This is a genomic window from Herbaspirillum sp. GW103 (genome assembly GCF_000261365.1).
Classification (GTDB): Bacteria; Pseudomonadota; Gammaproteobacteria; order Burkholderiales; family Burkholderiaceae_D; genus Herbaspirillum.
Window position 1 is genome coordinate 541841 of sequence record NZ_AJVC01000003.1, and the last position, 22969, is coordinate 564809.

The window sequence follows — 22969 nt, forward strand, 5'->3', positions numbered from 1 at the left end:
GGCGATGGTCAGCGGTCCATCGCCTTTTCCAGGAAGCGCCAGATGCCGGGGTCCGACATCCCGGCGACGTTGATGCGCATGCGGGTGGAGGGCAGTTGCGAGGGCGAGAACAGGCTACCCGGCGCCAGCAGGAATCCCTGTTCCATCGCCTCTTCGGTCAGCACGTTGGTATCGCGCCCGGTATCGACCCACAGGAACATGCCGCAGGGCGGCGGATCCTCCACCTCCATGCCCATCCTCTCCAGCTGGCGCATCACCTTGTCGCGCGCACCGTTCAGACGCGCCCGCAGTCGTTCCGCATGCTTGCGGTAATGCCCTTCGGAAAGCACCCGGTAGGCCACCCGTTCACCGATCTCGCCGGTGGTGAGTGTGGAGAGCAGCTTGCGGTCGGCCAGGCTGCGCGCCAGTTCGGCCGAGGTGGCGATGAAGCCCACGCGCAGGTTGGCCGAGAGGGTCTTGGAAAACCCGCCGAGATAGATCACCCGCTGCAACTGGTCCAGCGCCGCAATGCGCGTGGCGGCCTGCACGGCCGAGCCGGGGTGCATGTCGCAATAGATGTCGTCCTCGACGATGATGAAGTCATGCTCCTCGGCGATACGCAGCACCTGGAACGCCTTGGCAGCTGACAGCGAGGTCGAGGTCGGGTTGTGCAGCACCGAGTTGATCACGTACAGCTTGGGTTTGTGGATGGCCGCCAGCTCGCGCAACTGGGCGATGTCCGGGCCATCGGCCAGGCGCGGGATACCGACGATCCTGGCCCCCAGCGCGGCAAAGGAACCGAACATCAGGAACCAGGCCGGATCATCCACGAAGATCACGTCGCCCGGCCGCAGGAAGTGGCGCGCCACCGTATCGATGGCCTGGGTCACGCCGGTGGTCAGCACGAACTGCTCGGGCGCGGCCGCGATTTCCAGCTCGGCCAGCTTCAACTGCAATTGCTGGCGCAGCGGCAGGAAACCCAGCGGTGTGCCATAGCCCAGCAGCAGGGAAGGATTGTCACGGCTGATGGCGCGCAGGGCGTTGGCGATCAGTTCGCCATCGAGCCAGTCCGGCGGCAGCAGGCCGCCCCCGGGCATCTTGTGCGGCGGCATCTGGCGGAACATGTTGCGGACCAGCCAGACCACATCCAGCCCGCGTTCGGCCTCGGCCACCGCCTCAGCCTGCGCGGCCAGGTTGCCGTAGCCGTTGGCGACGGCAACCCGTTCCTTGACGAAGAATCCCGAGCCCCGGCGTGACTCCAGATAGCCCTGGGCGACCAGCCGGTCAAAGGCTTCCACCACGGTAAAGCGCGAGATCTCGTGGGCATCGGCAAACTGCCGGATCGAGGGCATGCGCGCGCCGCCACGCAGCAGCTTGTCATCGATGCGGGCGCGTACGCCGCGCACGATCTGGTCCACCAGCGACTCGCCACTCTCGCGAATGAGCAGCGGCCAGCCGGGCAGGGCGCTTTCACTGGACAGTGTCTTGGAGGGAATACTGCGCAGATGCTTGACTGTATTGGTCATTTTACCGTGACAATGTTTGAAACTATTTGGAAAAGTGTACAGGTACTGTACTGGTATTGTCGGCTAGGATGTCAGCCAATGCAAGAGTAAGCGGCCTGGCGGGAATGCGCCGGACCGGGCTGTGATCAGTGCTCTTGTTTCGCATCTTTTCGAGGAGACCATCGTCATGACCAGCCTGTCCATCCAAGCCAGCCAAGCCACCCGGACTGCCAGCGAACTGCTGCCCGGCCTGGAAGAGATCGAACAGGCGTCCGGCATCGTCTACGCCGGCATGGCTCCGACCCCGCAACTGTGCTGGCCGTTGCTGAACCAGGCGCTGGCTGCCGAGGTGTGGGTCAAGCATGAGAACCACGCTCCGACCGGTGCCTTCAAGGTGCGCGGTGGCATGGTCTATCTGCATCACCTGGCCCGGCAGCAGCCGCAACTGTCCGGCGTCATTTCCGCTACACGCGGCAATCATGGCCAGTCGGTCGGTTTGTCGGCGCGGCGCTTTGGCATCGCCGCCACCATCGTGGTCCCCGAAGGCAACAGCCGCGAAAAGAATGCCGCCATGCGCGCCCTGGGCGTGGACCTGATCGAGCATGGCCACGAATTCCAGGACAGCCGCGAACATGCCCAGCGTCTGGCCGGCGAGCAGCAACTGCACATGATCCCTTCCTTCCACCGTGACCTGGTGGCGGGCGTGTCGACCTACTGGATGGAGCTCTTCGCCGCCCAGCCCGGGCTGGATGTGGTGCTGGTGCCCATCGGGCAAGGTTCCGGTATGTGTGGTGCGGTTGCGGCCCGCAATGCGCTGGGTTTGAAGACGCGCATCATCGGCGTGGTCTCGGCCCATGCGCTGGCCTACAAGCTCTCTTTCGAGGCGGGCCGCAAGATCGAAGCGCCGGTCTCGACCTGCATCGCCGATGGCGTGGCCTGTCGTGTGCCGGACCAGGCTTCGCTGGACGTGATGCTCCGCGACGTTGACGAGGTCGTCGCCGTCACTGATGACGAAGTGATGGATGCCATGAAGCTGGCCTTCATCGCCACCCACAATGTGGCCGAAGGCGCGGGTGCCTGTGCGCTGGCCGCCGCCCTGCAACTGCGCGCGCGTCTGCGCGGCCAGAAGATCGGTGTCACGCTCTCCGGCGGCAACGTCGATCACGACGTCTTCGCCCGTGTGCTGGCACGCCCGAGCGCTGCGGCCGATGCGCTTCTGGCACCGGCGCAGGTGGTGTCGCTGGCGCAGGCTGCGCACAGGAGAAACGCATGATCGAAGCCTTGTTGCCGCTGATGTCGTTTGCCTTCGTCTCCTCCATCACGCCGGGGCCGAACAACATCATGCTGACCTCCTCGGGTATCTGGTTCGGCTTCCGGCGATCCCTGCCGCACATGCTGGGCATCACCTTCGGCTTCGGTGTGCTGCTGGCCGTATGCGCATTCGGTATAGGTCAACTGGTGGTGGCGCTGCCGCAAGTGGTGCTGTTGTTGAAGGCGCTGGGATGCGCCTATCTGCTTCATCTGGCCTGGCAATTGCGCCGCATGGGCATTGCCGGTGCGGGTGAGCGGGCGGTGCAGCCGATGTCGTTCCTGGGGGCGGCGATGTTCCAGTTCGCCAATCCCAAGGGGTGGGTGATGGCCATTACCGGTGCCTCGGCCTTCATGCCGTTACTGCATGAACGCGCCGGCTGGCTGGCCATCCTGATCTACTGTACGGTGTTCTGCGCGGTCAACCTGCCTTGCGTGTCGGTGTGGGCCGGCGCCGGTGCGGTCTTGCGGCGCTATCTCGAACAGCCCCGGTGGCGCGCGATCTTTGCGGGCATCATGGTCTCGCTGACACTCTATTCGGCGCTGGCAATCTGGTTGTAGCAGTAGCAAATGAAAAATGATTTGGTGCAATAACGCGTTTTGACGACAGGGGACCCTCATGCAAGCCAGCAGCAAGACCCGCCACCCCGCAGCAAGAACTTCCGGCGTCATCCGTCACGAAAGTCGCGGCATGTGGCTGGGCCTGATCGGCGTGGCCATCTTCAGCCTCACGCTGCCCTTTACCCGGGTCGCCGTGGCCGAGCTCAATCCGGCCTTCATCGCCTTTGGCCGCGCGGTGGTGGCCGGCGTCTGTGCGCTCGCGCTGCTGGCCTGGATCAAGGCCCCGCGTCCGACGCGCCAGCAACTGCGCGGTCTCATCATCACGGCGCTGGGCGTGGTGGTGGGTTTTCCGTTGTTTTCCTCGATCGCCATGCGCTATGTCCCGGCCGCCCACGGCGCCGTGGTAGTGGGCCTGCTGCCGCTGGCGACCGCCCTGTTCGGTGCGCTGCGCTTCGGCGAGCGGCCCTCGAAGGGTTTCTGGCTGGCGGCGCTGGCGGGCTCCGGCATCGTGATCGCGTTTGCCTTGCGCGAGGGCGGCGGCAGTTTCCATCTGGCCGACTTCGCTCTGTTCGCCGCCGTGGTGACTGCCGCCATGGGATATGCCGAAGGCGGACGCCTGGCTCAGAGCATGGGCGGACAGAACGTGATCGCCTGGGCGCTGGTGGTGGCCCTGCCGGTGATGTTGCCGGTCTCGGTGTGGCTGGGCTGGCAGTACGGAGTGAGGGCGTCGGCACCGGCCTGGCTGGCCTTTGCCTATGTATCGCTGTTCTCGATGTTCATCGGTTTCTTCTTCTGGTACAAGGGCCTGGCCCTGGGCGGTATTGCCCGTGTCGGGCAGGTGCAATTGTTGCAACCTTTCATGAGCCTGCTGGGCGCGGCGGTGATCGCCCATGAGGCGCTGGATGCGAGCAACATGCTCTTCGCCCTGGCCGTGATCGTGGTGGTAGCCATCGGCCGTCGCATGGCGGTGCGCCGCTGACACGGTGCTGACCGGGTTTGCGAGCCGAAATAGTTCAGCCGGTACGGGCTAAAGCTGCCGTTTTTTGAGATAATCGAGCACTTGTTTTTTCACATTTTGTCAACGCGCAACGCGCGAGCCAACTGTCTTTTGGCCGCAAGCGGGCGCTGTCCAACTGGGAGTACCGCATGTCCGTCTATGAAAAGCTGAAAGCACTGAACATCGAACTGCCCGCCGTGGCCACCCCGGCAGCAGCCTATGTGATGTATGCACAAACCGGCAATACCGTCTTCCTCTCCGGCCACCTGGCCAAGAAGGATGGCAAGGTCTGGGTCGGTCAGCTGGGACGCGACATCGGCACCGACGACGCCAAACTGGCTGCGCGCGCCGTGGCCGTGGACCTGATCGCCACCCTGCAGGCCGCCTGTGGTGGCGACCTGACCCGCGTCAAGCGCATCGTCAAGCTGATGAGCCTGGTCAATTCGACCGGCGAATTCACCGAACATCATCTGGTGACCAACGGTGCCTCCGAGCTGATCGGTGAAGTCTTTGGCGAAGTCGGCAAGCATGCCCGTTCCGCCTTTGGCGTGGCGCAACTGCCCATGGGCGCCTGCGTGGAAATCGAAATGATCGCCGAGATCGCCTGATCGCCGATCCCATGCACTGCCCGGCTGTTGCGGCCGCAGAAGCCGCACGGCCCGAAGCACTCTCACACCGACACAGACTCTACGAACCGTATGAAACTCGAAAATCCCGCACCGCTGCAGTGGCAGTTCTCCCAGCGCGCCGAAGCCATGAAGAGCTCGGCCATCCGCGAAATCCTGAAGGTGACGATGCGTCCCGACATCACCTCCTTCGCCGGTGGCCTGCCCTCGCCGCTGACCTTCCCGGTCGAGCACATGAAGACCGCCTTCGACCGCGTGTTGAGCCAGCAGGGCAAGATGGCTCTGCAATACGGCCCGACCGATGGCTACCTGCCGCTGCGTGAATGGATCGCGGCGTCGCTGTCCACCAACGGCGCTCAGATCACCGCCGAGCAGGTGCTGATGGTTTCCGGTTCCCAGCAGGGCCTGGACCTGCTGGGCAAGGTGATGATCGACGAAGGCAGCAAGGTGCTGGTCGAGACCCCCAGCTACCTGGGCGCGCTGCAAGCCTTCTCGCTGTACGGTGCCAAGTTCGAATCGGTGCCGAGTGACGAGTTCGGCCTGCAACCCGAGACCATCGACGCCATCGCCGCTGGTGCGCGCATGCTGTATTCGCTGCCCAATTTCCAGAACCCGACCGGCCGCACCCTGCCCACCGAGCGCCGTTTCAAGCTGGTGGAAACCTGTGCCCGCCTGGGTCTGCCGCTGATCGAAGATGATCCCTACGGTGCCCTGAGCTACCAGAATGCACCGCTGCCCAAGATGCTGTCGATGAACCCGTCGGGCGTGATCTACATGGGTTCCTTCTCCAAGGTGCTGACCCCCGGCATCCGCCTGGGTTACGTGGTCGCACCGCGCCCGCTGATCCTGAAGATGGAGCAGGCCAAGCAGGCCACCGACCTGCACACTGCGCAGCTGACCCAGATGGTGGTGTACGAAGCCATCAAGGACGGCTTCCTGGACCAGCACGTGCCGACCATCCGCAAGCTCTACGGCGACCAGTGCCAGGCCATGCTGGACGCGCTGCAACAGTACTTCCCGGCCAGCTGCAGCTGGAGCAAACCAGAGGGCGGCATGTTCATCTGGGTGACCCTGCCCGAGCACCTGGACGCCAGCGCGCTGTTGAATGAAGCCGTGGAACAGGAGAAGGTCGCCTTCGTTCCGGGCGCACCGTTCTACGCCAACGTGGCGCAGAAGAACACGCTGCGCCTGTCCTTCGTGACCGTGCCGCCGGAGCAGATCCGCGCCGGTGTGGAGCGCCTGGGCAAGCTGATTGCGTCCAAGCTGTAATCAGGGCCGAGCGCTTCACGGATGAAGATCGCCCATTTGCCCTTCGGCACTACGGACTGGAGCCAGATCCCCGCCACCGAGCATGCCGGCGTCACCGGCACCGCCTGGTGGCGTACCTGCCAGTTCGGCGACCTGCGCGTGCGCATGGTCGAATACACGCCCGGTTACCTGGCCGACCACTGGTGCGTGAAAGGACATGTGCTGCTCTGCCTGGAAGGGGAGCTGCATACCGAGCTGGAGGACGGTCGCACTTTTGTCCTCAAGCCGGGAATGAGCTACCAGGTCGCCGACGGGGCTGAACCGCACCGGTCGTCGACGGCGGTGGGGGCGAAGTTGTTCATCGTGGATTGATTGGCAGACGTAGCGCAGCTTGCGCTATCGCATGCTCGCCAAGGCCCGCATCGGAAACGATGCGGGCCTTGTTGTTGATGTACTCCTGATTCACTGATCCAGCTTGAGCGTCTCCCCATGCTTGAGCGTGAGGAACTGTTCCTGTGGCAAGCCCGCCTCGCGCAGGGCCTTGGCCAGCTCCCTGGGCGGCTCGTCGAGCGCGTCGTCGGCCAGTTCGAAGGTCCCCCAATGAATGGCCACCGAACGCTTGGCCCGCACGTCCTCGTGGATCAGGACGGCCTGGGCCGGGTCCACATGCTGGTTCTGCATGAACCAGCGTGGCGCATAGGCACCGATGGGGATGAGCGCCAGGTCGAAGTGGCCGAAGCGTTCGCCGATGTCGCGGAAGTCCTTCGAATATCCGGTATCGCCCGCAAAATAGACGGAGAAGGGCTCGGCGCCTGCTTGCTGCGCCGCCGCCTGGATCACCCAGCCACCCCACAAGGTCTCTGAACGGTCGAACACGCCACGCGCCGACCAATGCGTGGCAGGGACGAAGTAGATGTCCAGGTTGTCCAAAACGGTCTTGTCCCACCAGTCCATTTCTTTCACGTTGGTGATGCCCAGCGCCAGGAACCAGTCACGCACCCCCAGCGGCACCAGGAACAGCGGCGGCCCGCCAGCCTGCAGATTCAGTTGCTGCACGCTCGCCTGGTCCAGGTGGTCGTAATGGTTGTGCGAGATCACCACCACGTCGACATGCGGCAGCTCGCTGATCTGCATCGGCAGCGGTACCTTGCGCGACGGCCCGATGAAGGAGAAGGGCGAGGCCCGCTGCGAGAACATCGGATCGGTCAGCACGTTCTTGCCGCCCAGTTGCACCAGCGCCGTGGCATGACCGATCCAGGTCACGCTGGGTCTGCCGTGGTTGGACTTGAGCCAGGCCAGGTCGGGCTTGACGACGGGAAACTGGTAATTGTTCTCGGGCGGCTTGGGCAGGCCCTGGGTCAGGCGCTCCCACTGCCATTTCCAGAAGGAGCCCCGCTCGGGTTGCGGGTAGTTGTTGCGAAATCCCGTCTCGGTGCGATTGCTCTTGTTGGGGTCGTAGTACTTGCTGGAGGAAGAGCAGGCAGTCAGTCCGGCGGCCAGCAGCAGGACCGCCAGGCCACGGGTGAGGTGTCGCAGGGGCTGCCGCAGGCAGGATGTCGCAGGGGGCATGGAGGAGGCGCGGCAGCCGCGCAGTGATGACGGTGAGCGACATCCTAGCAGGCCGCAGCGCAGCCTGCAGACGATGTGCCTACATCACGTATTGCGCCAGCCCGCGCCCGAATGACCAGTTGCCCTTGTCGCCCTCGACCAGGCTGATCATCACGTCATCCGGACCGATCCCGGGGTTCTGTTGGAGGCGTTCCACGATGCGTGCATAGAGTGCATTCTTCTGCGCCTGGGTACGCGTATTGCTGACTGTAAGCTGGATCAGCACGAAGTCATCCGTGCGGGCCATGCCCATGTAGCTGCGGCTGAAGACCAGCTCTTCCGGGTCATGCTCGGTGATGACCATGAAGCGGTCGTCCTCCGGTACATTGAAGCTCTCGCGCAGCGCCTCATAGACATTGTCGGCGATGGCGCTGCGATAGGCGCGGGACTTGCCGCGCAACAGGGAAATGCGGACCAGGGGCATGACGTTCTCCTTGCAGGTTGATGAAAAGCTGGAGCGGGTGGTCTCCATGCCTTGCATGCTATGCTGGTGCGATGATTTCAAAAACCACTGATGGATGATTTCAATGATTGAAATTCATCATCATGGATATCTGACCACAAGAGGCCACACGTCATGGAAAAACCGCTGGATCTGGACACCGTTCAAGCCTTCGTCCTGGCCGCCGACCTGCAAAGCTTCACGCGCGCGGCCGAAGCGCTGGACAGTACGCAATCGGCCATCAGTTTCAAACTCAAGAAGCTGGAGCATCGTCTGGGCCGTCGCCTGCTGGAGCGCACGCCGCGTCAGGTGCGGCTGTCGACCGAAGGCCAGCAGTTCCTGCCGGCTGCGCGCAACCTGCTGGCCGCACATGAACGTGCGCTGGAGCAACTGGACCAGGGGCCGGTACGCTTTTCGGTAGGCATCAGCGACCACGTGGCCGGTGCCACCCTGCCGCGTGCGCTGGCGCAGCTGCATGCGGTTGATCCCGGCGTGGTGGTGGAGGTGCGCGTGGGCTCCTCGCATGAGCTGATGCCGGCCTATGAACGCGGCGAGCTCGATGCCGTCATCGTGCGCCGTGAACCGCAGGATCGGGGCGGCAAATTGGTGATGGAAGAACGCATCGGCTGGTTTGCCCATCCCGATGCGCAATGCTGGTCGGGCGCAGCCCTGCGCGTGGCGACCTTTTCCTCGGCCTGCCGGATTCGCGAATTGTCCTTGCGCAGGCTCGACGCCGCCGGTATCGCGTGGGTGGAAGTGTTCGTCGGCGGCGGCATCCTGGCCGTGGGGGCGGCGGTCAGTGCAGGATTGGCGGTGTCGGCCCTGCTGCATCGCTGCGCACCGCCTGGATCGGTGGAGGTTGGCCAGCGGCTGGGACTGCCGTCATTGCCGCTGGCGCAGGTGCGCCTGCATTCCCGGGTCAAGCAGGCGCGTACGCAAGCGGCGTTGCGTACGCTGGTAGCGGCGTTGAAGGCGGGTTGAGCGACTGGGCGCGTTTTTTGCCGTCGCTTGCGCAACCACGCCGATCGTTACGTGACCGACCGCATCGCATAGCGCCCATGCTGACGGCTTGGCAGAGGGTGGGGGGACGCTCAGGACATGCCGTCCTCACAGAATCGCTGGACTTTCCTCGAAGAATTTCGTGGCGAGACCCCGCGCGCTATCGCCAACGTGATCCTCACATTTTTTCGAAAAAAATCCCTTGAAAACCAAAATCCCCATCCCTAGATCGGTACCAGCAGATGCTCGATGTTGAGGTCTGCGACGAAAACATCGCTTAACTGAAAGGATATTTTTATGCGTACTTTTGATCTCTCCCCCCTGTACCGTACCGCTATCGGCTTCGATCGCCTGGCCCAGATGTTCGACAACGCCCAGCGCACTGATCAGCCCAGCTATCCGCCCTACAACATCGAACTGGTGGCCGAGGACAAATACCGGATCACCATGGCCGTGGCCGGTTTCGCCCGCAGCGAAATCGATATCGAGACCGAAAACGAAACCCTCAAAATTACCGGCCGCAAGCAGAAGGAAGACAAGCAGGTCAACTTCCTGCACCGCGGCATCGCTGCCCGTGACTTCGAACAGCGCTTCCAGCTGGCCAATCACATCAAGGTGGTCGGCGCCAACCTGGAAAACGGCCTGCTCAATATCGAGCTGGTCCGTGAAATTCCCGAAGCGCTCAAGCCGCGCAAGATCGAGATCGGCGCCGCCGAAGACGGCAACGTCCAGCGCCTGGAACGCGCCGCCTGATCGCAGCCCCCCGCCCAACGGCGATCCTCGCGCAGGATCGCCCCGGTCTGCACCGCCCGTCTCACCGGGCGGTTTTTTGCATGCTTCACGACGCTTGTGATTGACGCCACCTGGCGGCTTGGTTACGTTACAGCTTGCACTTCAACTTCACCGCTCACGACCCGGCACGTGCTCCAAGGCCGGACCAACTGCTCAAAAGAGATTGGCACAGGAGCAATATCTTGCGTATATTGCGTCGGCCACAGGGAGAAACGCGTGAACGACCACCGATACCAGCACATCAATCCCGAACCTCTGCTCGATGCCATGGGGGGGGATGTCGCCGCCTGCCGCCACATGTTCGGTACCTTCGCCCAGAGCGCCCCCGCCACTTTTGCCCGGCTCGAACAGGCCATCCGCGCCGATGATGCGCCCCAGGTCAAACGCGAGGCGCACAGCCTCAAGAGCATGACCGCCCTGGTCGGCGCGGGCGTTCTGACCGACCTGCTCAAGAGCGTGGAAAGCCAGTCCCGCGCCGAACCGCCGCAAAGCGCCCAGCCGCGCCTGCCCGAATTGCAGAGCCTGTTCGCTGCCGTCGCCGCCGAAGTGCGTCACTACGTCGACCAGATCGGCGTGGCCCAGTAAGGCCAAGGCCGCATTGCACACGCCTCCTCCCGCACCGGTCGGGCATCCCCCCGCAAGGCGCGCAGGGCCGGGAGTGCTCCGTCAATTCCTTCATGAATTACCGACTCATCAGTCAGTAACCTGACGTACATCAATCGGCTTTTCAGCAGGTCTCTTCATAATGTGGACACGAAAGACGAAGCTTTAAACAAAGCTTCGGATGCAGCATCTTGTCGCCACATTTCCTGCCGATGTCGAGAATCACGATGTGCGAGCCCTCCCTGCGAATCCGTCCCTTGCTGGCCGTCTTGCCGCTCCTGCTGGCCGCCTGTCAGTCGATGGCACCGCACTACCAGCGTCCCGCAGCTCCCGTGGCCGCGCACTATCCCCGGCATGAAGACGCCACGGACGCACTGACGGTGGCGCTGCGCTGGGAGGATTTCTTCCGCGACCGGCAACTGCAAGCGCTCATTGCGCAGGCCCTGGTCAACAACCGCGACCTGCGCGTGGCGGCATTGCGGGTAGAAGAGGCGAGGGCGCTCTACGGCATCCAGCGCGCCGACCTGTTTCCGGCCATCGGCGCGCAAGCGGGACTGGATCGCTCGCGCACCCCGGCTGATCTGAACCTGACCGGCCGTCCGCTGGTCGGCAGCGCCTATCAGGCCGGGCTGGGCTTGAGCACCTGGGAGCTGGACCTGTGGGGTCGCCTGCGCAGCCTCGATGACGCTGCCCTGCAAAACGCCCTGGCCAGCGAAGCCACGCGCCGCGCCGCCGCCCTGAGCCTGGTGGCGCAGGTGGCCGACGCCTGGCTGGAACTGGCCGAGATCGACGAGCGCCTGGCCATCGCCCGCGACACCATCGCCAGCCGCCAGGAGAGCTATCGCATCTTTGCGCGCCGGGTCGAGGTTGGTGCCACCTCGCGCCTGAACCTGACCCAGATCGAAACCCTGCTGACCCAGGCCCAGGCGTTGGGCGCACAGCTGGAACAGCAGCGCGCGCAGCGCCTGAATGCCTTGACGCTGCTGGTCGGTGCTCCGGTGGATCTGCCAGTCGGCCAGGCGCGCACTGCGCTGGAGACGGTTTTCCCCGAGATGGCTCCGGGCACGCCGTCGCTATTGCTCACGCGACGCCCGGATGTGGCCGCCGCCGAGCATCGCCTGCAGGCCGCCAACGCCAACATCGGCGCCGCACGTGCCGCCTTCTTCCCCAGCATCTCGCTGACCGGCACGCTCGGCACGGCCAGTGCCGAACTGAGCGGGCTGTTCCGCGATGGCAGCCATGCCTGGAGCTTCTCGCCCGGCATCTCGGTGCCGATCTTCACGGCAGGCCGCTTGCGCAACAACCTGGACCTGACCGAAGTACGCCGCGATCTGGCCGTGGCCAATTACGAGAAGACCGTACAAGCCGCCTTCCGGGACGTCGCCGATGCCCTGGCCGCGCGCCAGTGGCTGGCCCGCCAGCTGGCCATCGCCGAGACGGCCGAGCAGGTCCAGGCCGAGCGCGCGCGCCTGTCCACGCTGCGCTATGACAACGGCGCCGCACCTTTCCTCGACGTGCTGGACGCCCAGCGTGAGCTGCTGAGCGCGCGCCAGCAACGGGTGCAGATCCGGCGCGCCCTGCTGTCCTCGGCCGTGGCGCTGTATGCGGCGCTGGGCGGCGACAGCAATGCGCCCACGGCTTTCCCCCTTTCTTCCGGACCTCGACCATGACGCTCCCTCACGCCAAGAAACCCCTGCTGGCCGCTGCCCTGGCCGTCATCCTTGCAGGCGGTGCCGCCTATGCCTGGCTGCGCCTGCATCAGAGCGGCCCGGGCGAGGGCTTTGCCAGCGGCAATGGCCGTATCGAAGCCACCGAGGTGGACGTGGCCACCAAGCTGGCTGGACGGGTCGATGCCATGCTCGTCAATGAGGGCGATTTCGTCAGTGCCGGCCAGCCGCTGGCGCGCATGCAGGTGCTGTCGCTGCAAGCCCAGCGCGACGAAGCCCAGGCGCGTCAGCAGCAATCGGTTGAGGCCGTGGCCAGTGCCGAAGCCCAGGTGGCCGTGCGCGAGAGCGACCACCAGGCCGCACTGGCCCAGCTCGCCCAGCGCGAGAGCGAGCTCGATGCAGCCCGGCGTCGGCTGGCACGCTCCGAGGTGCTGGTCAAGGAGGGCGCATCGTCCTTGCAGGAAGTGGACGATGACCGCGCCCGCGTGGTGGGCATGCAGGCCGCCGTGACCGCCGCCCGTGCTCAGGTGACCGCCGCCCGGGCTGCCGTGGCCGCCGCCCGCACCCAGGTCAGCGGTGCGCGCGCCACGGTGACTGCGGCCGTGGCCACGGTTCAGCGCATCAAGGTCGACATCGATGACAGCACGCTCACCGCGCCGCGCGCCGGCCGTGTGCAATATCGCATCGCCCAGCCCGGCGAAGTGCTGGGCAGTGGCGGCAAGCTGCTCAACCTGGTGGACCTGAGCGACGTCTACATGACCTTCTTCGTGCCAGAGGCGGTGGCCGGCCGGCTGGCGCTGGGCGGCGAGGCCCGCATCGTGCTCGATGCAGCGCCGCAGTATGTGATCCCGGCCCGGATTTCCTTTGTCGCCAGCACTGCCCAGTTCACCCCCAAGACGGTGGAAACGGCCAGCGAGCGGCAGAAGCTGATGTTTCGCGTCAAGGCGCAGATCGATCCGGCGCTGCTGCGCCAGCACCTGACGCTGGTCAAGACCGGTTTGCCAGGCGTGGCCTGGGTGCGCACCGATGAGGCGCGCGACTGGCCGGCCACGCTGGCGGTGCAGGTCCCGCGATGAAGGAGTCGCACGGCCAGGGCCCGGTGGCGCGCCTGTCGGGCGTGTCGCTGCACTATGGCAGCAAGTCGGCCTTGCAGGCGGTATCGCTGGAGATTCCGGCTGGCTGCATGGTCGGCCTGATCGGGCCCGATGGCGTGGGCAAATCCAGCCTCCTGTCACTGGTGGCCGGTGCGCGCGCCTTGCAACAGGGCAGCGTGGAGGTGCTGGGCGGCGACATGCGCCGCGCCGCCCATCGTGAGCAGGTCTGCCCGCGCATCGCCTACATGCCGCAAGGGCTGGGCAAGAATCTCTATCCCACGCTTTCCGTCGAAGAAAACCTGCAATTCTTCGGACGCCTGTTCGGCCAGTCCGCACAGGAGCGCCGCAGCCGCATCGATACGCTCACTACCGGCACCGGCCTGGCGCCTTTCCTGGCACGGCCGGCGGGCAAGCTCTCCGGCGGCATGAAGCAGAAGCTGGGACTGTGCTGCGCGCTGATCCATGATCCCGATCTGCTGATCTTGGACGAGCCCACTACCGGCGTCGATCCGCTTTCGCGCGCGCAGTTCTGGTCCCTGATCGGACATATCCGCCAGCAACGTCCAGGCATGAGCGTCATCGTCGCCACCGCCTACATGGAGGAGGCTGACCGCTTCGATTTCCTGGTCGCCATGAACGCCGGCCAGGTGCTGGCCACCGGCACCCCCGCTGAACTGCACGCCCGCACCGGCACCGCCGCGCTGGAAGAGGCCTTCATCGCCTTGCTGCCGCCCGACCAGCGGCGCGGCCATCAGCCGGTGCAGGTGACACCGCCGGACCCGGCGCGCGAGGCCGACATCGCCATCCAAGCGCGCGGCCTGACCATGCGCTTTGGCGACTTCATGGCGGTGGATCATGTGGACTTTCGCATCCGGCGCGGCGAGATCTTCGGATTTCTGGGCTCCAACGGTTGCGGCAAGTCCACCACCATGAAGATGCTGACCGGCCTCTTGCCCGCCAGCGAAGGCCAGGCCTGGCTGTTCGGCCAGGCCGTCGATCCGCGCGACATGGCCACGCGTGCGCGCGTGGGCTACATGTCGCAGGCCTTTTCGCTGTATGGCGAACTGAGCGTGCGCCAGAACCTGATCCTGCATGCGCGCCTGTACCGCGTACCGCCCGAGCAGATCGATGCGCGTACCGAGGAGATGGCGCAGCGCTTCGGCCTGCTGGAGGTGATGGACAGCCTGCCCGAGAGCCTGCCCCTGGGTATTCGCCAGCGCCTGTCGCTGGCCGTGGCGATGGTGCACAAGCCGGAACTGCTGATCCTGGATGAGCCCACCTCGGGCGTGGACCCGATTGCGCGCGACCTGTTCTGGCAGCTGATGATCGATCTGGCACGCCGCGACCAGGTGACCATTTTCATTTCCACCCATTTCATGAACGAGGCCCAGCGCTGCGATCGCATCTCGCTCATGCACGCCGGCCGCGTGCTGGTCAGCGCCACCCCCGACGAACTGATCCGCCAGCGCGGTGCTGCCAATCTGGAACAAGCCTTCATCGCCTATCTGGAAGAGGCGGCGGGGAAGGGCGCGGCGACGTCGGCACCTGAAGCAAAGTTCACATCGGCCTCAAACCGCCCCTCCATGCAGCCCGCCTTGCGTCGCGCAAGCCTGCGAACCCGCCTGGGCCGGGCGCTGAGCTACAGCCAGCGCGAGAGCCTGGAACTGCGGCGTGACCCGGTGCGTGCCACGCTGGCCTTGCTGGGGTCGGTGATCCTGATGTTCATCATCGGCTATGGCATCAACCTCGATGTGGAAAACCTCAGCTACGCCGTGCTCGACCGCGACCAGACCGGCCTGAGCCAGAACTATGCGCTCAATCTCTCGGGGTCGCGCTATTTCATCGAACGGCCGCCCATCAGCGATTACCCGGACCTGGACCGCCGCATGCGCAGCGGCGAGATTTCGCTGGCCATCGAGATCCCCTCAGGCTTTGCCCGCGACATTGCCCGTGGCAAGCCGGTGGAAATCGGGGCCTGGGTTGACGGCGCCATGCCCACCCGTGCCGAGACCGTGCGCGGCTACGTGCAGGGCATCCATCAACTGTGGCTGGCCGACATGGCCACACACCGCCTGGGCCAGCCACTGGCGCAGGCCGCCGCCATCGAGACGCGCTATCGCTACAACCCGGATGTGAAGAGCCTGCCGGCCATGGTGCCGGCCATCATCCCGCTGCTGCTGATGATGATCCCGGCCATGCTGACGGCGCTGTCGGTGGTGCGCGAGAAGGAGCTGGGCTCTATCCTCAATCTCTACGTCACGCCGGTCACGCGCATCGAATTCCTGCTCGGCAAGCAGTTGCCCTATCTGCTCCTGGGCATGCTCAATTTCGCCATGCTGACGTTGCTGGCGGTGACCGTGTTCGGGGTGCCGGTCAAGGGCAGTCTCTTCACGCTGACGCTGGCGGCGCTGGTCTTCGTGATCTGCTCCACCGGTTTTGGGCTGTTGGCCTCGACCTTCACCCGCAGCCAGATTGCGGCCGTGTTCGTGACCATGATCGGCACCATCATTCCCTGCGTGCAGTTTGCCGGCCTGTTGAATCCGGTTTCCTCGCTCGAAGGCATGGGCGCCCTGATCGGGCAGGTCTATCCGGCCACGCATTTCCTTACCATCAGCCGAGGCGTGTTCAGCAAGGCGCTCGCGGTGGGGGACCTGGGCGATTCGTTCTGGCCGCTGGTGGTGGCCGCGCCCGTGATCCTGGGTTTGTCGGTGCTGCTGTTGAAGAAGCAGGAGCAATGAGATGCGACGCGCGCCGGCCAGCCTGTCCAATATTTTTCGCCTAGGCATCAAGGAGCTGTGGAGCCTGCTGCGCGATCCGGCCATGCTGGTGTTGATCGCCTATACCTTCACGCTCTCGATCTATGTGGCCGCCACGGCCATGCCGGAGAGTCTGCACAACGCGGCCATCGCCATCGTCGACAATGATGGTTCGCCGCTGTCGGCGCGCATTGCGTCATTGTTTTATCCGCCGCATTTCAAGGTGGCACGGCTGGTGACGGCGCGCCAGGCCGATGCCGGGCTGGATGCGGGCGACTACACCTTCGTATTGGACATCCCGGCTGACTTCCAGCGCGATGTGCTGGCCGGGCGCGCCCCGGCGGTGCAGTTGAACGTGGATGCCACGCGCATGAGCCAGGCCTTCACCGGCAACAGCTACATCCAGCAGATGGTGACCAGCGAGGTGACGCAATTCGTGCGGCGTAGCGAGACCACCGGCGCGACGCCGGTGGGGCTGGCCTTGCGCATGCGCTTCAATCCCAACCTGGAGCAATCCTGGTTTGGTTCGCTCATGGAGATCATCAACAACGTCACCATGCTCTCCATCATCCTGACCGGTGCTGCGCTCATCCGCGAGCGCGAGCACGGCACCATCGAACACCTGCTGGTCATGCCGGTCAGTCCGGCCGAGATCATGCTGGCCAAGGTGTGGGCGATGGGCTCGGTCGTGGCCCTGGCGGCGCTGGCTTCGCTGCTGCTGATCGTACGCATGGCGTTGCAGGTACCGATTGAGGGTTCGCTGGCGCTGTTCATGCTGGTGACGGTGCTGCATCTGTTTGCCACCACCTCGATGGGCATCTTCATGGCCACGCTGGCACGCTCGATGCCGCAGTTCGGGATGTTGACTGTACTGGTGCTGCTGCCGCTGCAATTGCTGTCGGGTGGCTCCACGCCGCGCGAGAGCATGCCTGTACCGGTACAGGACATCATGCTGGCCGCCCCGACCACGCATTTTGTAGCGGCGGGGAAAGCCATACTGTACCGGGGCGCTGGCCTGGAAGTGATCTGGCCGCAGCTACTGGCTATCCTGGCAATTGGCCTGGTCCTGTTTGTAGCTGCACTGGGCCGGTTCAGGAAGACCATCAGCCAGATGGCGTGATGGAGAAGCGGGCGTGCAGCGGCAGCGCCCGTGTACGGAGATGGTTGATTAGCGACGTCATCGACAAGGAGCAAGCATCATGGATTTCAACAGCCCATCCACCTGGATACCCGTCATCAGCATTGCGCTGCTCCTGATCGGCTATGGCATGCGCGCCCGCGCGTGGGGGCCGTACTGCATGCTGGCGGGGGCGTTTGGATTGCTGGGGGTGTTGGTGTATCGGGTGTCGGTGGCGATTGGGTGAGGGCGGCTTCGGACGCCGGTGCCACCATACGCTTCGCACACTGCGCGCAATGCCGGCAATGCGGCAGGGCGGTCATCTGGCTTGTCGAGCAATTCTGCGGCCGTTTTCAGGTATTCGGCTGCCAACGCGGGGTCGGCGCGCAGTTCGGTGATTTCAGGCTCATGATGAGAAACCGCAGCCGTGATGTTATTCATGTTTGAGTCACTGATGCCTGTTATTGTCGGCATAAATCATTTAAAAAATATTTTTGGCCATCATCGTCAGGTACGAGACCTTGCAGATCTTCTTTCGGCAGTCGCTTGAAAGAGGGCCAATGCTTTCGTGGTAGTGACACGAATCCGCTTTGGCAAAGGGCTGGAATCACTTCCGGGTTCTCGCCGCAACGCAGGTCGTTACTGATGACGCACCGTTCAGCCTCAGCGATGCCAAGAGAGGGGAGCGGCACTTCAGAAATTACCATGAGGCTGTATTCGATATCTGGATGCACCTGCTTCGCGTACAGTTTCCAATATCCGTTGTGAAGCTTGTAGCCGTAGATCGAGAGGGCCGGCAACAGAACGATTGCTGCAAGGCCCATGGCGATCAACGCTGTATTGGCTAACGTGTGCCGCGTCTTGCTGCGGATAATGTGGGCGATAGCGGGAAAAGCGAGAAAGCATCCCAGCGCCCACAGAAGAGGATCATCGGGACAGCTTTCTCCACAATTGGCGACGAACGCGGCGCTGAGAGTTCCCACGACGCTGCCGCACGCAAGGCCCCATATGCTTAGCAATGGCAGTGCAAAGCAGCCTTTCATTTGATCTCCCAAAAGAGAATCTGGGTCGCCTGGCCGAGATCCGAATAGATGAGGCCGTTATCGAAACCTAGCGTAAATCTGCTGAATGTCGTAAGTCTTGCTCGCAAGCTACCGCTACCTGTCGTCAACCTGCTGCCATTCCAGAGATCAATATGATCGCCAGTGGGTTGACGTTCTGCAGCACCATTGCTATTTGTTCGGCGCCAGTAATCTGCGAAATAGACGATCCCCGTTTTGCCCTTGATTCGGCCTTGCCAACCAGTGCCTTTTATGTCGATGGGCTTTGTGCAGCCTACAAAGGGTTGAAGCTTGAGCCATTCGGCAAGCTCCTTGGCCCTCAAGACGTGATCAGTATGCCCTTTGAACCAGCACTTTCCTTTACTTGGGTAGGATTTGAAGGTCACTCCGGCGTTCTTTAACGCGACGCCAACCCGAATAGCACACTGATCGCTAAAGGCTGGCTCTCCGTTCTTGTTTTTTCCATCGCAGGGATTGCCTCCGGGGTAGGCGTTCCACAGATCGGAGAAGCTTACGGAAGGGACCTCAATCCGGCACACCGAGTCCTTGATCGTGTTTGTGCGCACCCTGGCCTGCTGCATCAGCTTTTTGGTCGTCATGATGCGACCTTTTGCATCTTGGCGAGGGCTTCATCCCCCCAATAAACTGCGTATTCATCTTCGTCATAAGTAGCGATCCGAGGTAGCAGTCCATCAACTTCAATGCGGCCGGAAAATCTGCGTCCATCTGCAGTTTCGGCGTAGTACGGGACTCCTTCAATCTGTGGAGTTGTGAGATGGATCTGTTCGTCGTAAAGCGTTGCTATAGTAGAAGGGGCTGGAATGCTGGTCCATTGGCCGTCGGCATTGACGAAGTAGTGTTCTGCAATCGGTTCGTCACCGCTATTCCCTACACCATCAATGTCGTTTAGCGTGGACAGGCAGGGGCAGCCGCCACTGGTTTTCATGCCATGAATAACCTGCGCACGTCCATTGGTCAGCGTCGAGCGCACGAACCCTTGCGCAATGACGCAATTCTTGGGGCAAGCCATTCGCGCACCGACGAACGCATAAGCGCGTCCATGACTGCGACAGGTCGGGTCGCCCTCGATAACCGTTGCGCCGCAAGCGGCCCGGTCGCCTTCACGAATCCATCCGATGATTTTCATCTTGCACGCTCCTCGCTTTCAACAATGAGCGCGCATTCTCCCCAGCGGGTGTTGGCGCTTCCACGCCAACACCCAAAACTCCAACCCGCATTCGAAATGCTTCGAACGCCCCTTGCCCGCGAAGCAATCAGTTATGCAAGCCATCAAAAAAATCGCCCCCTGCCAAACTGCACAGGGGGCGACTTCATCGCAAAAAGAAACCGGGCATCAACCCTGCGAACGCAACCCCGTCGCCTTGATCCGCGATTCCAGCACGCGGCCCTTGCGTGCACGCTTGCCCACGTGCGCCAGCAGTTTCTCGCCGCTCAAGGCAATCTCCTTGGGCTTGCTCATGTTGCCGGTACCATGGACCACCACACCCTTCTGGCTGATGGCCTGGGCGGCGACCAGCTTCTCGTTCTTTTCCAGCTCCATCAGGTTCACGCCACGGCCACCGGAAGACAGCGTCTTCATCTCGTCCAGGCCAAACACCAGCAGGCGGCCATTGGCCGAGACGCAGGCCACGGCGCTGGCGTCAGCGGCCACCACGCTGGGTGCCAGCGGCAGGGCGCCTTCGTCCAGCGTGAAGAAGCTCTTGCCACCCTTGACCCGGCCAAACATGTCGGCCGCCTTGGCGATGAAACCAGCCGCCGCGTCAGACGCCAGCAACAGTGTGGTATCAGCCGGACCAGCAAAGTAATGCTGGATGCTGCTGCCGCTGGCCAGCTCGATGAGGGTCGTCACAGGCACACCATCACCACGCGCATTGGGCAGCGCATTGACTGCAATCGTGTAGACCCGGCCATTGGAGCCAAAGGCCAGCAGGTTGTCCACGGTGCGGCACTCGAAGGCGCCATACAGGCTGTCGCCGGCCTTGAAGGTGAACTGCGTCGCATCGTGGCCATGGCCGGTGCGCGCACGCACCCAGCCCTTCTGCGAAATGATCACCGTCACCGGTTCATCAATCACCTTCTGCTCGAAGGTGGCGCGCTCGGCTTCCTTGATGATGGTGCGGCGGGCATCGCCATAGGTCTTGGCGTCGCCTTCGATTTCCTTGATGACCAGACGCTTCATCGAGGAAGGATTGTCCAGCAGATCCTGCAGGGTGGTCTTCTCGCTGCGCAGCTCGGCCAGTTCCTGCTGGATCTTGATGGCTTCCAGTCGCGCCAGCTGGCGCAGGCGGATTTCCAGGATGTCTTCGGCCTGACGGTCGGAGAGCTTGAAGGCATCCATCAGGGCCGGCTTCGGTTCGTCCGATTCGCGGATGATCCGGATGACCTTGTCGATGTTCAACAGCACCGCTTCCCGGCCTTCGAGGATGTGGATGCGGTCGTTGACCTTCTGCATGCGGAACTGCGTGCGGCGGGTCACCGTCTCGAAGCGGAAACTGATCCACTCGGTCAGGATGTCGCTCAGGCTCTTCTGGCGTGGACGACCATCGCCGCCAATCATCACCAGGTTCAGCGAGGCGCTGGTCTCCAGTGAGGTCTGTGCCAGGAGCGTGTTCATGAACTCGGTCTGGTCCTGGTTCTTGGACTTGGGCTCAAACACCAGGCGCACCGGCGCTTCGCGGCCGGACTCGTCACGCACGGCGTCGAGCAGGCCGAGGATGGTGGCCTTCTGGTTTTGCTGTTCGGGCGTGAGCGACTTCTTGCCGAGTTTGAGCTTGGGGTTGGTCAGTTCTTCGATTTCTTCCAGCACGCGCTGTGAGGACACGCCCGGCGGCAGTTCGGTAATGACCGCCTGCCACTGGCCGCGCGCCAGGTCTTCGATCTTCCAGCGGGCGCGCACCTTCAGGCTGCCACGGCCGCTCTGGTACATCTCGGCGATGGTCGATTGCGGCGTGATGATCTGGCCGCCACCGGGGAAGTCCGGGCCGGGGATCAGTTCCATCAGCTCGGCATGCGTGATCTTGGGATTGCGGATCATCGCCACGGCCGCCCTGGCCACTTCGGTGAGATTGTGCGAAGGAATCTCGGTGGCCATGCCCACGGCAATGCCGGAGGCGCCGTTCAAGAGCAGGAAGGGCAGGCGCGCCGGCAGCAGGCGCGGCTCTTGCGTGGAGCCATCGTAGTTGGGCTGGAACTCCACCGTGCCCATGTCGATTTCATCGAGCAGCAACTTGCTGATGGGCGTCAGGCGCGCTTCGGTGTAACGCATCGCCGCTGCACCGTCGCCATCGCGCGAACCGAAGTTGCCGTGGCCATCGATTAGGGGATAGCGCAGCGAAAAGTCCTGCGCCATGCGCACCAGCGCGTCATACACCGACTGGTCGCCGTGCGGGTGCAGCTTGCCCAGCACGTCGCCGACCACGGCGGCGGACTTGCGCGGCTTGGCTGCGGCGTTGAGCGCCAGTTCATTCATCGCGTAGAGGATGCGGCGCTGCACCGGCTTCTGGCCATCGGCCACGTCGGGCAGGGCGCGGCCCTTGACCACCGAGATCGCGTAATCGAGATAGGCGCGTTCGGCGAAGGTGGAGAGCGTCAGCGATTCGCCATCGGGCGCCGCCGGAGCTTGGTCAAACAGGGTCGGTTGATCGGTCATGGAGCTTGTCTTGTTGTGTTCGTATTGACTGGGTTAATCGTTGATGGCCGACTCGCGCGGGGGCAGCGTCACCTTCAGGCGCGCATTGCCGCCGTTGCCGGCAGCGGCGGCGCGCTCACCGGAAGCCAGGCGCAGCGCACCGGCCGGGCGATACAGCTCATAGAAGCGCGACACCAGCCGCACATAGCCCTGGGTCTCGGGATAGGGCGGAATCTTGTTGCCGTATTTCTGTACCGTGCCTTCGCCCGCGTTGTAGGAGGCAATGGCCAGTTCCACGTGCTGCGGGAACATCGCCATCAGGTCGCGCAGGTAGCGCGCGGCCAGGCGGATGTTGATCTTCGGATCGGTCAGCTTCTGGTGCAGGGTCTTGCGGCGGTCGCCTTGCAGGCCATAGCGTTCGGCCGTGTCAGGCAGGATCTGCATCAGGCCCACCGCGCCCTTGCTGGAGACGGCCGTGGCATTGAAGCCGGATTCGGCCGTCATCACGGCCTTGAGCAGCGCCGCATCCAGTCCGAATTCGCTGGCCGCCTCGCTCAAGAGGCTGTCGTACTTGCGGGCATCGCGATGGGCCAGCATGGTGCGCACGAAGGGCGGATCGGCCGGGGTCACCGCTTCCTTGCTGCCCGGATGATTGAGCAGCGCGGCGCTGCTGGCCATGAGCTTGTCCGGGTCGTCCAGGTTCTGCGCGTAGAAGTGGACTGCGCCATCGGCATCGGTGTACCGGTACACAATGGTCCTGGGCTTCTTGCTGCCGCTGTCCTTGCTACTGCCATCCTTGCCACTGTCCGCCGCTTCCACCCGCATGTGCGATACACCATCGGCATCAGTGTACCGGACCAGTTGTTGCGACTGTACCGGTCCAGTGCACAGCAGTGTCGCCCCGCCCAGGAGGGTGGTGGCGAACACGCTGGTGGACAGGAACGCGGCGCGGGGCAT

General features: G+C 63.6%; 22 protein-coding genes. 14 read left to right on the forward strand and 8 right to left on the reverse strand.

Translation table 11 applies throughout. The annotated features are described in order from the left end of the window. Positions 1-8: 8 nt before the first annotated feature. Positions 9-1505, reverse strand: a complete 1497-nt coding sequence (locus GWL_RS05950) for a PLP-dependent aminotransferase family protein (RefSeq protein ID WP_008327707.1) — start codon at positions 1503-1505, stop codon at positions 9-11. Positions 1506-1671: 166 nt separating this feature from the next. Between GWL_RS05950 and GWL_RS05955 the strand changes: the two genes are divergently transcribed. From GWL_RS05955 to GWL_RS05980, 6 genes are all read left to right on the forward strand, one after another. Further along, complete coding sequence (locus tag GWL_RS05955; protein ID WP_034350164.1) at positions 1672-2757, forward strand: threonine dehydratase; 1086 nt, start codon at positions 1672-1674, stop codon at positions 2755-2757. Then, entirely contained in the window at positions 2754-3353 is a 600-nt protein-coding gene (locus tag GWL_RS05960; RefSeq protein ID WP_008327710.1) for a LysE family translocator, read from the forward strand. The genes GWL_RS05955 and GWL_RS05960 overlap by 4 nt, the downstream gene beginning before the upstream one ends. Positions 3354-3411: 58 nt before the next feature. After that, positions 3412-4332 (forward strand): DMT family transporter, encoded by a 921-nt coding sequence (locus GWL_RS05965; protein WP_008327711.1) that lies wholly within the window; start codon positions 3412-3414, stop codon positions 4330-4332. A 167-nt stretch (positions 4333-4499) separates the two neighbouring features. After that, positions 4500-4958 (forward strand): RidA family protein, encoded by a 459-nt coding sequence (locus GWL_RS05970; RefSeq protein WP_008327712.1) that lies wholly within the window; start codon positions 4500-4502, stop codon positions 4956-4958. Positions 4959-5048: 90 nt separating this feature from the next. Beyond that, positions 5049-6245: a PLP-dependent aminotransferase family protein gene (locus GWL_RS05975; RefSeq protein ID WP_008327713.1), complete on the forward strand. Its 1197-nt coding sequence runs from the start codon at positions 5049-5051 to the stop codon at positions 6243-6245. Positions 6246-6266: 21 nt separating this feature from the next. Continuing rightward, positions 6267-6596: a DHCW motif cupin fold protein gene (locus tag GWL_RS05980; RefSeq protein ID WP_008327714.1), complete on the forward strand. Its 330-nt coding sequence runs from the start codon at positions 6267-6269 to the stop codon at positions 6594-6596. 90 nt (positions 6597-6686) lie between these two features. Here GWL_RS05980 and GWL_RS05985 read toward each other — a convergent pair whose 3' ends face one another. Both GWL_RS05985 and GWL_RS05990 read right to left on the reverse strand, forming a co-directional pair. After that, on the reverse strand, positions 6687-7793 hold the full coding sequence (locus tag GWL_RS05985) for an MBL fold metallo-hydrolase (RefSeq protein WP_008327715.1): 1107 nt from the start codon (positions 7791-7793) through the stop codon (positions 6687-6689). Between the two features lie 79 nt (positions 7794-7872). After that, positions 7873-8256: a tautomerase family protein gene (locus tag GWL_RS05990; RefSeq protein WP_008327723.1), complete on the reverse strand. Its 384-nt coding sequence runs from the start codon at positions 8254-8256 to the stop codon at positions 7873-7875. 153 nt (positions 8257-8409) lie between these two features. Between GWL_RS05990 and GWL_RS05995 the strand changes: the two genes are divergently transcribed. From GWL_RS05995 to GWL_RS23300, 8 genes are all read left to right on the forward strand, one after another. Next, positions 8410-9255, forward strand: a complete 846-nt coding sequence (locus GWL_RS05995; protein WP_008327724.1) for a LysR family transcriptional regulator — start codon at positions 8410-8412, stop codon at positions 9253-9255. Between the two features lie 315 nt (positions 9256-9570). Continuing rightward, on the forward strand, positions 9571-10026 hold the full coding sequence (locus tag GWL_RS06000; protein WP_008327726.1) for an Hsp20 family protein: 456 nt from the start codon (positions 9571-9573) through the stop codon (positions 10024-10026). A gap of 255 nt (positions 10027-10281) precedes the next feature. Continuing rightward, the gene (locus GWL_RS06005) at positions 10282-10650 is read left to right on the forward strand and encodes an Hpt domain-containing protein (protein ID WP_008327727.1); all 369 of its coding nucleotides are present in this window, start codon (positions 10282-10284) and stop codon (positions 10648-10650) included. Between the two features lie 245 nt (positions 10651-10895). After that, the gene (locus tag GWL_RS06010) at positions 10896-12338 is read left to right on the forward strand and encodes an efflux transporter outer membrane subunit (protein WP_008327728.1); all 1443 of its coding nucleotides are present in this window, start codon (positions 10896-10898) and stop codon (positions 12336-12338) included. Next, complete coding sequence (locus tag GWL_RS06015) at positions 12335-13411, forward strand: HlyD family secretion protein (RefSeq protein WP_008327729.1); 1077 nt, start codon at positions 12335-12337, stop codon at positions 13409-13411. Before GWL_RS06010 ends, GWL_RS06015 begins: the two co-directional genes overlap by 4 nt. After that, the gene (gene rbbA / locus GWL_RS06020; RefSeq protein ID WP_008327730.1) at positions 13408-16167 is read left to right on the forward strand and encodes a ribosome-associated ATPase/putative transporter RbbA; all 2760 of its coding nucleotides are present in this window, start codon (positions 13408-13410) and stop codon (positions 16165-16167) included. The genes GWL_RS06015 and rbbA overlap by 4 nt, the downstream gene beginning before the upstream one ends. A gap of 1 nt (position 16168) precedes the next feature. Beyond that, the gene (locus GWL_RS06025) at positions 16169-17305 is read left to right on the forward strand and encodes an ABC transporter permease (protein WP_008327731.1); all 1137 of its coding nucleotides are present in this window, start codon (positions 16169-16171) and stop codon (positions 17303-17305) included. A gap of 79 nt (positions 17306-17384) precedes the next feature. Next, positions 17385-17549 (forward strand): hypothetical protein, encoded by a 165-nt coding sequence (locus tag GWL_RS23300; RefSeq protein ID WP_008327733.1) that lies wholly within the window; start codon positions 17385-17387, stop codon positions 17547-17549. A gap of 214 nt (positions 17550-17763) precedes the next feature. On the opposite strand, the gene GWL_RS06030 is transcribed toward GWL_RS23300, so the two are convergent. From GWL_RS06030 to GWL_RS06050, 5 genes are all read right to left on the reverse strand, one after another. Further along, positions 17764-18285, reverse strand: a complete 522-nt coding sequence (locus tag GWL_RS06030) for a hypothetical protein (RefSeq protein ID WP_157174201.1) — start codon at positions 18283-18285, stop codon at positions 17764-17766. A gap of 56 nt (positions 18286-18341) precedes the next feature. Then, on the reverse strand, positions 18342-18962 hold the full coding sequence (locus tag GWL_RS06035; RefSeq protein WP_034350169.1) for a T6SS effector amidase Tae4 family protein: 621 nt from the start codon (positions 18960-18962) through the stop codon (positions 18342-18344). Next, positions 18959-19510 (reverse strand): PAAR domain-containing protein, encoded by a 552-nt coding sequence (locus GWL_RS06040; RefSeq protein WP_034350171.1) that lies wholly within the window; start codon positions 19508-19510, stop codon positions 18959-18961. Before GWL_RS06040 ends, GWL_RS06035 begins: the two co-directional genes overlap by 4 nt. A 207-nt stretch (positions 19511-19717) precedes the next feature. Beyond that, the gene (parC, locus tag GWL_RS06045) at positions 19718-22033 is read right to left on the reverse strand and encodes a DNA topoisomerase IV subunit A (protein WP_008327735.1); all 2316 of its coding nucleotides are present in this window, start codon (positions 22031-22033) and stop codon (positions 19718-19720) included. 33 nt (positions 22034-22066) lie between these two features. Beyond that, the gene (locus tag GWL_RS06050; protein ID WP_008327737.1) at positions 22067-22969 is read right to left on the reverse strand and encodes a lytic transglycosylase domain-containing protein; all 903 of its coding nucleotides are present in this window, start codon (positions 22967-22969) and stop codon (positions 22067-22069) included.